Origin of the sequence: Poseidonocella sp. HB161398 (genome assembly GCF_005870025.1) — a bacterium.
GTDB lineage: Bacteria > Pseudomonadota > Alphaproteobacteria > Rhodobacterales > Rhodobacteraceae > Mangrovicoccus.
In genome coordinates, this window is sequence record NZ_VATA01000001.1 from 259,368 (window position 1) to 273,489 (window position 14,122).

General features: G+C 74.3%; 8 protein-coding genes and 1 pseudogene. 5 read left to right on the forward strand and 4 right to left on the reverse strand.

Features of this window, described 5'->3' with window-relative positions:
• The first annotated feature begins 101 nt into the window (after positions 1 to 101).
• From FGX59_RS01065 to FGX59_RS01080, 4 genes are all read left to right on the forward strand, one after another.
• Positions 102 to 2,084 (forward strand): hypothetical protein, encoded by a 1,983-nt coding sequence (locus FGX59_RS01065; RefSeq protein ID WP_206078265.1) that lies wholly within the window; start codon positions 102 to 104, stop codon positions 2,082 to 2,084.
• 67 nt (positions 2,085 to 2,151) lie between these two features.
• Positions 2,152 to 3,840 (forward strand): ATP-binding cassette domain-containing protein, encoded by a 1,689-nt coding sequence (locus tag FGX59_RS01070; RefSeq protein WP_171060464.1) that lies wholly within the window; start codon positions 2,152 to 2,154, stop codon positions 3,838 to 3,840.
• Positions 3,837 to 5,126 (forward strand): HlyD family type I secretion periplasmic adaptor subunit, encoded by a 1,290-nt coding sequence (locus FGX59_RS01075; RefSeq protein WP_138464495.1) that lies wholly within the window; start codon positions 3,837 to 3,839, stop codon positions 5,124 to 5,126. Before FGX59_RS01070 ends, FGX59_RS01075 begins: the two co-directional genes overlap by 4 nt.
• Before the next feature lie 703 nt (positions 5,127 to 5,829).
• Positions 5,830 to 6,219 (forward strand): hypothetical protein, encoded by a 390-nt coding sequence (locus tag FGX59_RS01080; protein WP_138464497.1) that lies wholly within the window; start codon positions 5,830 to 5,832, stop codon positions 6,217 to 6,219.
• Positions 6,220 to 6,502: 283 nt separating this feature from the next.
• Here the strand turns inward: FGX59_RS01080 and FGX59_RS39545 are convergent, their stop codons facing one another.
• From FGX59_RS39545 to FGX59_RS01095, 4 genes and pseudogenes are all read right to left on the reverse strand, one after another.
• Positions 6,503 to 8,290 carry a transposase gene (locus tag FGX59_RS39545; protein WP_138464499.1) on the reverse strand — a complete coding sequence of 596 codons (1,788 nt, stop codon included), beginning with the start codon at positions 8,288 to 8,290 and terminating at the stop codon, positions 6,503 to 6,505.
• A gap of 1,148 nt (positions 8,291 to 9,438) precedes the next feature.
• A pseudogene (locus FGX59_RS38535) lies at positions 9,439 to 9,634 on the reverse strand (hypothetical protein); the annotation flags it as partial.
• 517 nt (positions 9,635 to 10,151) lie between these two features.
• Positions 10,152 to 10,976: an aldo/keto reductase gene (locus FGX59_RS01090; protein WP_138464501.1), complete on the reverse strand. Its 825-nt coding sequence runs from the start codon at positions 10,974 to 10,976 to the stop codon at positions 10,152 to 10,154.
• A gap of 13 nt (positions 10,977 to 10,989) precedes the next feature.
• The gene (locus tag FGX59_RS01095; protein WP_138464504.1) at positions 10,990 to 12,168 is read right to left on the reverse strand and encodes an MFS transporter; all 1,179 of its coding nucleotides are present in this window, start codon (positions 12,166 to 12,168) and stop codon (positions 10,990 to 10,992) included.
• 89 nt (positions 12,169 to 12,257) lie between these two features.
• On the opposite strand from FGX59_RS01095, the gene FGX59_RS01100 reads away from it, so the two are divergent.
• Positions 12,258 to 13,157 carry a LysR family transcriptional regulator gene (locus tag FGX59_RS01100; protein WP_138464506.1) on the forward strand — a complete coding sequence of 300 codons (900 nt, stop codon included), beginning with the start codon at positions 12,258 to 12,260 and terminating at the stop codon, positions 13,155 to 13,157.
• Positions 13,158 to 14,122 lie beyond the last annotated feature (965 nt).

Here is a 14,122-nt window from a genome sequence, read left to right on the forward strand (position 1 = left end):
CTCCCTGCATCCGTTCGCGGAGCTGCGCCCGTTTCCTTGGCCAGTCGCCTGAAGCATGCCGGATGCCCGGCAGGTGCATGGCGGCCAACCAAGGAGGAACCATGTCCAGCGATCAAACACCCGTTTCCGCGAGCGGCTCCACGGAAGACGCCTTCCCCGGCGCCGCCTCCGCCATGGCGGTCGACGAGACCACCGTCGCCATCGGCATGAACGCGATGGCAACGGGCGAGGACGCCGTCGCCATCGGCACGGATGCCTCGGCGGCGGGCAAGTCGTCCACCAGCGTCGGCGGCGAAAGCGCGGCCGAGGGCATCGCGGCCACGGCCTTCGGCTGGCAGGCCTCGGCCTCGGGCGAGCGCGCCCATGCGCTGGGGCATCTCGCGACCGCCGATGGCGACCGCAGCCTGGCTGTCGGCGAGGCCGCCGCGGCGTCGTCTTCCAATGCCACGGCCATCGGCAACATGGCGATGGCAGAGGGGACCGACGCGCTGGCGATCGGCGACGCGGCCATGGCGGCCGGTCCCTCGACCACGGCGATCGGCGGCGAGACCATGGCCGAAGGGCCCGGCGCGACAGCGGTCGGCTGGCAGGCCTCTGCCACGGCCGAACGCGCCCAGGCCTTCGGGCATCTGGCCTCGGCCGAGGGCCTGCGCAGCCTGGCCGTCGGCGAAGCGGCGCGGGCGCAGTCGCCGGGCAGTGTCGCCATCGGCAACGAGGCCCATGCGGCCGGCTGGGACGCGCTGGCCATCGGCAATGCGTCCATGTCCGCCGGGGTCGGCAGCGTCGCGGTCGGCGCCATGGCCGCCAGCACCGGGCGCCATGCGATCGGCATCGGCAACGGCGCGGAGGCGGACGGCTTCGGCGCCATGGCCTTCGGCCTGAATGCCGATGCGAGCGCGCATTACGCCAAGGCCTTCGGGGTGCTCGCCGAGGCCCGGGGCAAGTTCGGCATCGCGCTCGGCGACCATGCCAAGGCGCTGTCCGACCATTCGACCGCCATCGGCATGGGCGCCCGTGCCGACGGGGCGGATGCGCTGGCCCTGGGCGACCGGGCCGTGGCGCAGGGCCCCTCGACCACCAGCCTCGGCGGCGAGACCCTGACCACCGGGCCGGGCACGACGGCAGTCGGCTGGCAGGCCTCGGCCACGGCGGAACGCGCCCAGGCCTTCGGGCATCTGGCCTCGGCCGAGGGCGTGCGCAGCCTGGCCGTCGGCGAGGCGGCCGCGGCGAAATCCGACAATGCCACCGCGATCGGCAACATGGCCACGGCCAGCGGCATCGACGCGCTGGCGATCGGCGACAGCGCCAGCGCCATGGGCAACTCCACCACCAGCCTCGGCGGCGAGACCATGACCGACGGTCCCGGCGCGACGGCGGTCGGCTGGCAGGCCAGCGCCGGGGCGGAACGCGCCCAGGCCTTCGGCCATCTGGCCTCGGCCGACGGGGTGCGCAGCCTTGCCGTCGGCGAGGATGCCGGTGCCCAGAGCGATTTCGCCACGGCCATCGGCAACCAGGCCTCGGCCAGCGGCACCGACGCGCTGGCCATCGGCGACAGTGCCATGGCGGCCGGCACCTCGACCACCGCGGTCGGCGGCGAGAGCGTGGCGAGCAATACCGCCGCCACGGCCTTCGGCTGGCAGGCGGAGGCCAGCGGCGAGCGGGCGCATGCCCTCGGCCATCTGGCGGAGGCCGGCGGCGACTTCTCGCTGGCGGTGGGCGAGGCCGCCTCGGCAACCGGGATGAACGCGACCGCGATCGGCAATGGCGCCGTCGCGGACGAGGACAACGAGTTCACCCTCGGCAATGCCGACAACACCTACACGCTGGCCGGCTTCTCCGACGAGATCGACGACGGCGAGTACGGCTTCCTCCGCGTCGATGGCGACGGCCAGCTCTCCGCGGTCGGCACCGGGGATCTCGTGTCCCTGCTTGCCGATGCCGCGATCGAGCTGGAGATCGACCTGGGCCTTTCCCTGCTCTCTTCGCAGTCCGGCCCTGCCGCGCCGGAGCCCATGGCGGAGATGGCCGAGATGCCGGCGATGGCCGACCTGCCGGATGCCGACGACCTGGCATCCATGGCCTGACGCCGCGGCCCGCGGCGGTCCGCCGCCGCGGGCCATCTCCACCGACAGGCACGCGAAGGGAGCGCACATGCCCGACACGACCCGACAGCACACGGCCGCGGAGGCGATCCGGGCCCATGCCATCCTGGCGCTCGGCTTCAGCCTGGCCGTCAACATCCTCTTCTTCGCCTCGCCGCTCTACATGATGCAGCTCTACGGCCGGGTGCTCGACTCCCGCAGCCTGGAGACGCTGGCCTCGCTCTCGGCGATGCTGCTCCTGGTGCTGATCGCCATGGCGGCGGCCGATGCGGCGCGCGGACGGCTCTTGGCCCGTGCGGCGGCGCGGCTGGAGCGGCATCTGGGCGGCGCCCCGCAGCCCGCCGGGCAGAGCGAGGCCGGGCGGCTGCGCGATCTGGGCATGCTGCGCGGCATGCTGGCCGACACTGCGGCCACGACGCTCTGCGATGCGCCCTTCACGCTGTTCTTCCTCTTCGCGCTCTTCCTGATCCATCCGCTCCTGGGGCTCGTGGCCACGGCGGGCGCGGCGGTGATCCTCGGCGCGGTGCTCGTCGCGCGCTGGTCGGGACGCCGCCGCGAGGCCAGCATCGCAGCCTCCGAAGCCGGGGCGCGCGCCCTGGCCGAGACCCTCGACCGGGACCGCGGCGAGCTCGAGGCGATCGGCGCCCTTCCGAACCTGCAGCAGCGCCTGGCCGCAGCGCTGGCGGAGGAGAGCGCGCTGCGCCGGGAGGCCGGGGAGGCCGCGGCCGGGCTCGGTGCGTTCAACCGCATGGTCCGCATGCTGGCGCATGGCGCCGCGCTGGCGACCGGCGCGATCCTGACGCTCGAGGGGCTGATGGCGCCGGCGGCGATGCTGGCCTCGGCGATCCTGGCCGGGCGCGCCCTCGGCCCGATCGAGGCGCTGCCGGGGGCGCTGCGGCAGGCGGGGGCGGCCCGCGCGGCGCTCTGCCGCCTGGAAGAGGCCGGACCCGCGCCGGCGCATGCCGCCCCTGCGCGGACCGGGGCGGGGGCGGCGGTCTCGCTGTCGCGCGCGATGGTCCTGCCGAAAGGCGCGGCGCGCCCGGCCCTGCGCGGCATCGCGCTGGAGATCGCGGCGGGAGAGACCATCGCCGTGCTCGGCCCGGCGGGCTCCGGCAAGTCGGCCCTGGCGCGGGTGCTGGCCGGCTGCCTGCCGCTTGCGGGCGGCCAGCTCCGGGTGGCGGGGGTCGATCCGGCCTCGCTCGATCCGGTTGATCGGGCGCGGCTGATCGGCTGGATGGGGCAGGAACCCGCGCTCTATCCCGGCACGGTGGCGGAGAATATCGCCAGCTTTGCCGAGGCGCCTTTTGCCGAGGTCGCGGCGGCGGCAGAGGCCGCGGGCATCCGCGCGCTGATCGAGGACCTGCCCGGCGGCTTCGCGGCCCGGACCGGCGCGGCGGGGGGCGAGGTGCCGCCCGGGCTGCGCCAGAGGATCGCGCTGGCCCGCGCGCTCTTCGGCCGGCCGCAGCTCGTCATCCTCGACCAGCCGACCTCGCTGGCCGATGCCGAGGGCGAGGTGGCGGCGCTGAACGCGTTGCGGGCGCTGAAAGAGGCCGGAACGACGGTCATCGTGATCTCGCACAAGCCGGTGCTGGCCTCCTTCGCGGACCGCATCCTGATGATGAAAGACGGCATGATCGAACATTTCGAGCCCCGCGACCGCATCATCGGCACGATGCGGCGCCGGACCATCGGCGCGGTCGGAACCGGCGGGGAGATGGCAAGGGGGGCTGCGCAATGACGCAATCGCACGAAGACGGGATCGCCCGCCCGCTGGTCCGGGCAGCGGCGGTGATCGGGCTGGCGGCGGCCGGGGCCGGGCTCTGGCTGGCGCAGGCGCCGGTCTCGGGCGCGGTGGTCGCCGAGGGCCGGTTCAAGGTCGATGGCGAGGTCAAGGCGGTGCAGCATCTCGAGGGCGGCATCGTCCGCGAGATCCGCGTCCGCAACGGCGACCGGGTGGCCGCCGGCGATGTCCTGGTGCGGCTAGACGCGTCCGAGAGCGAGGCCGCGCTGGCCGCGCTGAGCGCCGAGCGGGACTCGCTGCGGGCCCGGCAGATCCGGCTGGAGGCGGAGCGGGACGGCCGGGTTCCGTCCTTTCCGGAGGCCGCGGCGCCGGCGCAGCCCTGGCTTGCCTCCGCGGCGCGCAGCCAGGCGGCGCTTTTCGAGGCGCGCCGCGCCGAGCTTGCCGCGCGCGACGAGATGCTGGCGGGCCGCATCGCCCGGCTGTCCGCCCGTCTCGCCGCGCAGGAGGCGGAGCAGGCCTCGGTCCGCGCGCAGCATGCGCTGGCGGAGGAAAGCGCCGTCTCCGCCCGCAGCCTGGCCGATCGCGGGATCGTCGCGCGGCGCGACCTGGACGCGCGGGAACGCGACCGGCTGATGCTGGCGGGCGCGCGCGATGCGCTGGCGGCCGGCATCGCCGAGACCCGCGCCGCCCAGGCCGAGGCCCGGCTGGACCATGCCCGGGCGCGGTCGGAATACCTCTCGGCCGTGTCGCGCGAGCTGTCCGAAGTGGTGGCGGCCCTGGCCGCGCTGGAGCCGCGGATCGCCGCCGAAGGGGAGCGCATCGCGCGCAGCCGGATCACGGCGCCGGTGGACGGGCGCATCAACAATCTCGGGCTCGCCACGCTCGGCGGCGTCACCGCTCCGGGCGAGACCATGCTGGAGATCGTCCCGGCAGAAAGCCGCCTTTTCGTCGAGGCCCGCTTCCCGCCCGCCGCGCGCGCGCGGCTGCGCGAGGGGATGGCCGCCGAGCTGCGCCTGCCGGGCGTCCGGTCGCGGACGGAGGCGCCGCTGGCCGGCCGGGTCGAGCTGATCTCGGCGGAACTCAGCGCCGGGGCGCCGGAGGTGGCCGGGGATGGCACCCGCGCCTACACGATGCGCATCGCCCTGGCGGCTGCCGCGCCGGACCGGCAGCTGGAGCCCGGCATGCCGGTCACCGCCGTGGTCGCGACCGGCGGGAGGACGGCCCTGCAGTACCTGGTCTCGCCGCTGTCGGATGCGATGGCGCGCTCGATGCGGGAGGAATAGCATGCGCCCGACCGGAAAGGCCGCCCTGCCGGCGCGCCGGGAAATCGCCGAGGACCTGTTCCGCGACCATGTCGATCTGGACCGGATCCGCCGCGCCATGCGGCAGGCCGGGGTCCCCGCAGGGGCGCTGCCGCCTCGGGCGGAGGTCCCGCCCGTCCCGGCGCCTGCCGCATGCGCCGCCCCGCTCCCGTTGCCGGAGCCGCCGTCCCGTCCGGTTCCCGCCCCGCCGCGAGGGCGGGCCGGGGCCGTCCCGGCCGTGCTCGCGGCGATTGCCCTGTCCGGCTGGCTCGGGGGCACTCTGCGGCCGACGCCCTTGGCGCCGGAGGTGAGGCTTGCCATGGGGACCGCCTCGGTCGCGACGCCTTTGCCTGCGCCGCCCGGTCCCGCTCTGGAGGCCGGCAGGGCCGGAGAGCCTCCGGCCGCGCCGCCCGCCCTGCCGCGGTCGGCCCCGCAGGAGCTACCGCCCGCCCTGTTCCGGCCAGAGGACCTGCCGCGCGCGCCGGTCGTCGCGGCGGAGCGCGCACCGGTTATCGCGGCGGAGCGCGCGCTGGTCAAACTGGCGGAGCGCGCGCCCGAGCGGCTTCCCGGCCTGCCGGCGCGTCCTGCCGGAACCTCCTGGCGCGGCGGAACCGCCGTCGCGCCGCCCGCGGCTCTGGTTCCCGCCATACTCCGGGCGCGCGGCGATCCCGGCGCGGAGCCGCTGATGCCGGCAAGGCCGGTGGCAGCCGCCGCCAGCCCGGTGCCGCGCCCGCGTCCCCTGCAGGCAGAGCTGGCTGCGGCGGCCGGTGCCGCCATGGAGCGGGCCCTGGCTCCGATCGCGGCTGCCCGGGTCGTCATCCACCATGCCGCCGGCTCGGAGGCGCCGCGCGCCCTGGCCGGGAAGCTGCGCCAGGCGGGCGCCGGCGAGGTGGAGATCCGCAAGGTCGGATTTCCGGTGCGCAGCCCCAGCGTCCGGTATTTCCGCGCAGGCGACCGGGAGAAGGCGGCGGCGGCCTGCAGGCTGTCCTTCGGGACCTGCCGGGACGAACTCGCCGATTTCACCGGCTACCGTCCGCTTCCGCGGGCAGGCACGGTCGAGGTCTGGCTGCCCTAGCCGGAGGCCGTGAAGATGGTTCCCGGCCCATGGGCCCGCACCCGGAGCTGGCCGACCGCGGGAGATGCCGCGCGGTTCCTGCCCGCAGGCGGGGCCATGCTCCGCGCGGCTGGTCCCTGGCATCGGCGATAGCGATCGCTCCGGCCGGGCCCTCGACCGGGATCCGGCCGCGCTCTGCAAGCTCCGTGGAGATGCGGCCGATGCGCCGGGCCTGCGGAGCCGCCACAGGGGTCCCGTCGCGACCTGCGGAGGCATTGGCCATCCATGCCGCGGCGGTCGGCGGTCAGGATGCCGATGCATGCGCAGCTAGCCCTTGCGGGACCGGGCGATCCGGGTCCCGGCGCGGCTTCGGCCCAGGCAAGCCGCGACGCGAGATCCGCCGCACGGGTCGCGCTGACGGTTGGATTGCGATGCAAACGCGTCCCCGGGCCCGGCCGCGGGACGCTGAGCACGCGTTTGCATCGGCATCCAACCCGCGTTGCCGCCGCGACGCGCCCGGCATGCAGGGAGGCGCGCAGATATTTGCGTGCAGCCGCCTCCGGCGGCGGGCGGTCCGCGGACCCGCCTCTCGAAGTCCTTTGCGACCCTGGCCGGGAGCTGATCCGTCTGCGATGGCCGCATGACAGGGCGCGGTGACCTGGATCGTCGGCCTGGCGCGGATATCCGTGCCGGGCGTGGAGGCCGCGGGTGGCCGCCCGCGGAACGGGCCGGGCAGGCGTTGATCCGCACGCGCCTCGGCGGCGTCAGCCGCCGCCCGCCGGTCTTCCCCGCGACCCTGTGCAGGGCGGCCCGGCGCGGCATGGCGATCCCTGTCGCCGGCGCCGGGACTGCGGGAGGCGACCATTCCGCCCGGACCGGAGACCGGCGATCTCCGCCGGCAGATCTCTCCCGGGTCCGGCATGAGGCTCGGGGTCTTGCAGCGGGCTGCGGGTGTGGATGTGCCGGCGGCGCCTTCCGGCATCTGGCCGCAGGTCCGGGTCCGGGGCGGCGGCCCGGTCTTCACCGGGGCCGCCATCCGCCGCGAGCGTCCCGAGGGCGGCTTTCTGCACCCGGGGCGGGCCGGGCTTCGGAAGGATATGATGCGCGCCTTGGACCTGCTCTTGGAGAACGAGGCGGCGTCCGGCATCGGTCCGGGGATGATCCCGAATGGCATCAAGATGGAGGTCGAAGGCGCGTGGCTCGGGCGCAAGCATGGCGGCTCCAAGCTGCGCGTTCGCGGATCCGCCCGGACCGGCGGCGCTGCCCGCCTCGGCATTGACGGGGCATTGGTGCTGGAAGCGTCATCCGGACGTGATGCGCCTTTCCGGAGCCGAGGTCGGGGCACGGGTCGGATCTCGGCGGCGCCGGGGGCGTTGAAGCGGTGCTTGGAGGCGCGGCAGGCGCCATCGGTCCGGGCGCAGCCGCGACTGGCGCGGATGCGGATCTCGGCGGTCTGGCGGTCGGGATCCCTCGCGGGGATCCGCTCGGCGGAGGATTTGAGGGGTCTCCTCCCGGCCTCGATGCCGCTCCGGACATGGCGGCCGGAGCATCGTTTCCAGAGTGGGCCGGACCCGTGGCGCCGGTCGCGCCGCAAAAGTCCCGCAGCCGCTCCGGAAGGGCCCGGCGGCGCCGGTCGCCATGCCCGGCAGGCGCATCCGGAGGATGCTGCCGGCAGGCGGTGCCGATGCAAGCCGCGAGCGCGACCGCCCCCGCTGCGATCCGGCCGCCCTGGCGCAGCCCGAGGCAGGTCGCACCGATCCACGAGCCAGGGCGGAGCAGGAAAGGCTGAGGGGGAGCCTTTCCCCGCCGAAGGGCCATCCGCCCCCGGCCGGCCGCCCCTCAGGAAGGTGTCCGCACGCTCGCCGATCTTCGCGCAGAGGCGGCTGATCTGGCCCCAGGAGAAGCCGCCCGCACCCATCGCCTGGACCGGATCGTCCATTGTGCGTGTCGAGACGCCATGGGCATCTGCGTCCTGGATCGCCGCTGCGAGGGCCTTCCGGGCCGAGCCCCGCGGCGCGGGGAACGCGGGAAAACAGGTGCCGCTGCGCAGGTGCCGAATGCGCCGATCAGCCCTGCCGGCCCGGCAGGGCATTGCGCTGCAATGCGCGAGAGGGGGCGCCAGGTTCAGACGGCCGGGAGCTCGGCGGGACGGCACCTGGATGTGGATCAGTCGATGGGCTTCCGCGGCCCCGACTCGCTCCGGCCCCGGCTGAGCGTGGAGACGTCGGGTGCCGGCCAGTCAGCCCTGCCATCTCGAGGATGCCGGAGACCATTCCGGCCGCATGGCGCGACACGCTTGCCACCCGGGCCGATGGCGCGGCAATGGCAGCCGGGCCGGGGAGCACCTGCGCCATGAGGCATGTGCGTGCCGCGAGTGATGGCCGTGTCCCGCGGGGCAGTGGCCGGCTGCAGACACGCGCAGGGCCCGCTTGGCCTCGTCCTGCCGCCGGCCGGCATGGAGCCGCGCGGATGGAGGCCCTTCCGGACCTGCGGGCTCCGGAGCCCGGGCCCGGCGCTGACTTGCCCCGCCCGGCCTGGCGCCCGCCCGGCGCGACGGCACCCTGCCCGGCCAAGCGAGCCCGCAGCGCCTGCGCCAGCCGGGGTCCCTGCGCGACCCGCAGCTCACGGCTGCGCAAGGGGATGGCGAGCGCCTGCTGCGCCCGCGTCCTGAGGCTGTCCCGAGGCTGTCCTCACCGGCGCCGTCCGCATCGTCGCTCCCGGGGCGGCCTCGGCAATGGCTCTGCCGCCATTCGCATCCGCCCCGGCGGCGTCGGTCCGTGGCCTGCGCCTGATCCCGCCGGCATGCGTGACGCCTTCCGTCAAGCGCCAGGGCGCGGCGGTTCCCGCAGCAGGTCACTGACCGACGCCGGCAGGTCCCGGGCCCGGCGATGCGAGCTCGCGCAGGCCCCATGGCGATTTTGCGGGGCGCGATCCGGCACTGGAACCGCAGGACGCGGCTCCGGGGCACGCGCGTCGTCGCAAGGCCTCCGCTCCGTGCAGCCGAAGGACATCCCTAGCCGGACCGGCGCCCGCCATGGCAAGTTCCTCCATGAGCGACACGCCGGCTTGACGGTGAAGGCCTCTCCGCCCCAGCCTGACGCAACGCCGCCGGCTGGGGGGCTCCCACCCGTCAGGCTCTGGAGGGCGTTCGCCCGTCAGGGCGCCTAAGCCTCCCCCGGAGGAGGTGCCGCTGGCGCGGACCGGTCCGGACTCCTCCGGACCGTCGGCTGATCCTCATTATTCGGAGACGTGCGGCGGACGCCCCGGCTTGCCTGCCCTCGGCGCGAGCCGGGCCCTGTCCCGGTCCAGCCAGACGGGCAGCGACCCGCGCCGCTTCTGCGTGTGCGCCAATGTGCTCGGACCAGTGGCGCATCATTGGCTCGCGATGAGACTTCCCCCTCGCAGTGCGGCGGCGGGCAGGTTCGGGCTTCGTCATGGCCGGCTCTTCAACCACCGCATTCCCGCCGTGACTCCCGGGAGCCGGTGAGGTCTGCAGCAACGCCCAGCGTGCGCAATGGTCCGGGACGGCCGTCTCGCAGGCCGCCCATCCGCCTGGCCGCGCTCCGGGTGCCGGAGGAGGCTGGGCATCGCTCGTCTGCGGAGGCCGCAATTCCGGAGTTCCGGAAGGGGAGGCACGCTGCCGCGCAGGGGCCGCAACCGGAGACCTGCTCCGTCAATTCCTGTCCGGAGCGGGTCCGGGAGGCCGCGGATCTGCCCGATGGCCGTGGACAGGCCGGCGCCGCGGGGATGCCGGTCCCCGGGGCGGCCGCCTCCGCGATGCGGGGCCTTTGCCGCGGAGATCGCAGGGGCTGCGGCGCCCGCGCTGACGGCCGGCCCCGCGGGCGGCGCCGGAACTGCCGCCGGAGCGGACGCTTCGGACAGTGTCGGGCGGACGGGAGGCCACAGCCGCCCGCACCGGCAATCGCCGGAGCGGGCCGTCCTGCCGGAGCGGGCTAGTCCCAGCCGGGCGCCAGCCCGTCGGGCGAGACGATCCGCCCATCCGGGCGCGCCAGCGCATCGATCCGGGAGACCTCCTCGTCGCTCAGGATGATCTCCGCCGCGGCGAGATTGCCCGACAGACGCGAGGCTTTTGCGGTCTTCGGCAGGGCTACCGTCTCCGGCTTGTGCAGAAGCCATGCCACGGCGATCGCCGCCGCGCTGGTCCCGTGGGCCTCGGCGATCTGGGCGAGCACGGGCTCGTCCATCACCTTGCCCTGCGCCAGCGGCGCATAGGCCTCGAGCGGAAGTCCCGCGCCGGCCATGAAGTCCCGCAGCTTCGCCTGGTCGATGAAGGGATGCATCTCCACCTGGTTGGCTGCCAGCGGCGCGCCCAGGATCTCCTCGGCCACCTTCAGCATCGGGATGGTGAAGTTCGACACCCCGCCAAAGCGCACCTTGCCTTCGGCGATCAGCGCGTCCAGCACCGGCAGGGTTTCGGCCAGCGGCACCTCCTTCGAGGGCCAGTGCAGCAGCAGCAGGTCGATATAGTCGGTGCCGAGCGCTTTCAGCGAAGCCTCCGTCGCCTTGCGGAAGTCGCTTGCGGCAAAGTCCTTCGGCAGGATCTTCGTCGTGACGAAGACCTCGCTGCGGGCCACGGGCGAGGCCCGCAGTCCTTCGCCAACCTCGGCCTCGTTCTCATAGGCCTGTGCGGTGTCGATATGGCGGTAGCCCTCGGCCAGGGCGGCAAGCGTCATCGCGCGCGCTTCGCCGGGATTCATGCGGAACGTGCCGAGGCCGAGCGAGGGGATGCCGGCGGGGCCGATCTTGCGAATGGTCATGGGTGCGGTTCCTTCATTCTGCGGGGACAGGGGAGGTGGCCCGGTCGAGACGACCGGAAAGCTGGGTCAGCAGCACGCCGGTCACGACGGCGGCCGCGCCCAGGAACGGGGCCGCTGCAAGGCCAATGCCCTCGACGATCAGGCCGCCGGACCAGGCCCCCAGGGCGATGCCCAGGTTGAAGGCGCCGATGTTGAGCCCCGAGGCCACGTCGATCGCGTCGGGTGCCACCTCGCGGGCGATCTGCACGGTGTAGACCTGAAGCGGCGGAACATTGGCGAAGGCGAAGCCGCCCCAGATCGCGATCACGAAGATGGTCGCCACGGGCGAAGTCAGCACCAGGCCAAGGGCCAGCAGCACCACCGTCAGCCCGCTGAAGATCAGCGTCAGCGCGGGCACAGCGCCCATGCGGTCCGCCAGCTTGCCGCCCAGGATGTTGCCCACTGCGACGGAGGCGCCATAGAGCAGGATCACCAGGCTCACCGCCCCGGCGCCAAGGCCGGTCACGTCGGTCAGCATCGGGGCGAGGTAGGTGAAGGCGATGAAGTTGCCGCCATAGCCGATCGCGGTGATCAGGTAGACCAGCAGCAGCCGCGGCGAGGTCAGCACCCGGGCCTGCGCCCGCAGGCCCGGCGCCGCGCCCTGCCGGAGGTTGGACGGCACCAGCACCGCCGAGGCTACCAGCCCGATCAGGCCAAGCACGACCACGCCCAGGAAGGCCGACTGCCAGCCGAAGGCCTGGCCGATCCAGGTGCCAAGCGGCACGCCGGTCACGAGGGCGACGGTCAGGCCGAGGAAAACGAGGGCGATGGCCGAGCTTTCCCTGGCGCGATCCACGAGATTGGTGGCAATGGTCGAGGCGATGGCGAAGAAGACGCCATGCGCCAGGCCCGTGATGAAACGCGCAGCCAGCAGGCTGCTGTAGCCGGGGGCGACGGCCGCGAAGGCATTGCCGGCGATGAAGAGAGCAAGCAGGGCCAGCAGCAGGGTCTTGCGGGGAACGCGCCCGGCGAGCGCGGTCAGCACGGGGGCGCCGATGGTGACGCCGAGAGCGTAGATGCTGACCAGGAGCCCGGCCGAAGGCAGGGACACGCCAAGGTCGGCGGCAATGGTCGGGATGAGGCCGACGATCACGAACTCGGTCGTGCCGACGGCGAAGGCGCTGATCGTCAGCGCCCAGAGAGCAAGGGGCATGGGGATCTCCGGTTTCCGCTTTCGCGGCGAAGATGGCCGCGATAGGCTTTTGCGTGAACAGGCAGCTTGGCAAAGGCTCGTTGCGCGAAATGCACGAATTACCCCAGACCCGGGACCTGGCGGCCTTTGTCGCGGTGATCGAGGCGGGCGGCTTTGCCGAGGCCGGGCGGCATCTGGGGGTGGCGCCCTCGACGCTCAGCCGGACGGTGACGCGGCTGGAGGCGCAGCTGGGCGTCACGCTGCTGCGCCGCAGCACGCGCGCGATCGAGCTGACGCCCGAGGGCAGCGACCTGCTTTCGGCGGCGCAGGACATCGTCACCCGGACCGAGGCGCTGTCGGATCTCGCCAGCCGGGGACGGGCGCCGCGCGGGCCGCTGCGCGTGAACGCCCCGGTCGGCTTCGTCCTCCATGCGATCGCGCCGCGCCTGGCCGGGTTCCATGCGCACTATCCGCAGGTGGATGTCACGCTCGACATGACCGACAGGCCCGTCGACCTGATCGACAGCCACGCCGATCTGGCGATCCGCTTCGGCACGCTCGCCGACAGCGGGCTGCTGCAGCGTCCGCTCGGCCGCACGCCCTGGCGGCTGGTGGCCGCGCCGGGATATCTCGACCGCGCCGGCTGGCCGGAACGGCCCGAAGACCTCGCCCGCCTTTCGCAGGTCCGCTTCACCGCGCCATCGCATATCAACGCGCTCCGCTTCACCGGGCTCGCTGCGCCGGTCGACGTTCCCGCCGCGGTCCATGCGGAGAACGGAGAGGCGGTGCGCAGCCTGATCCTCGGCGGCATGGGCATCGCCCGGCTGTCCGAGTTCATGGTGGCCGAGGATATCGCCGCGGGGCGCCTGGCGTCGCTCTTCGCCGACCGCCTGATCGCCGAACCGCTGGACATCACGGCGCTCTATCTCACGCGGGCCTCGGGCCTGCGGCGGCTCGCGGTGTTCCTCGACTGGCTCGGGGCGGCTCTTGCCGGGCGCGAAATTCCCTGACGCGGCCTGCCGCTTGCCTGTGCCCCTGCGGTCCGGTGGCGGTCCGGAAGGCCCCGTGCCGCACGCGCAGGCATGCCACCGCCGGGCCGGTACGACCGGGCTTCGAGAGGACCCCGCACTCGCGGCTGCGCGCGGGAAGGCGGCCCGGATGTCCTGGGGCCGGCCGGGGCCATCCTGCGGGCCAATCCGCGTGCGCCTTCCCGCCGACGGATCGCCGGGGGCACGCCGGAACGACGCCTGCCGGCACCCTGCGGGGGCAGGCGGTCGTCATCGGGCATCCGGAGCGGGAACGTGGCACCCGGCCGCCGTGCCCTGTCCCGGCGAAGCTGCGATGCCTCGCGTTGGCGGGCCCGCGATCCCGTGGGCGCGAAATGAGCTGGCGGGTCCACGAGGCCGTGCGTGCGCGAGTTGGCTGGCACGGTCCAGCGCGGGCAGTGCGCGAACGGGCTGGCGTGGGTCAAGGCAGGCGGGGCGGGCGTGCGAGGCGGACGCCGCCGGGCTGTTCCCCTCGGGCTCCGGGAGGGACGACCGAGCCGGTCGCGGCGTCCGCTCTGATCTGGCCCGGCTCATGGAAATCGGCGCCGGTGCGAAGTCCCGATGCAGACGTCCCGGGCGGCCGTGCGGGGATCATCCCGGGTCCCGGGGACCTCGCAACGCGGCCACCCGGCCGCTGCATCGCCGCCGCTGCTGGGTTCGGCGTGTCTCGCGCATGTGGCACATAGCGTCGCCTCCGGCTGCCAGCCTGTGCAGCCGTCAACCGAGGGTCGGGCGCTTGCGGCTGGAGCTTGGCGGCAAGAGGGACATGCTGTTCCGCGCCCGCGCCCGCGCCCGCGCCCGCGCCCGCGCCCGCGCCCGCGCCCGCGCCCGCGCCCGCGCCGCTGGTCCGGGCCTTGCACCGGAACGCCGGAGGCGGCGATCCGCAGGGCTGACCGGCGCTATGTGACAGCCCTCGGGGGGATTTCCCG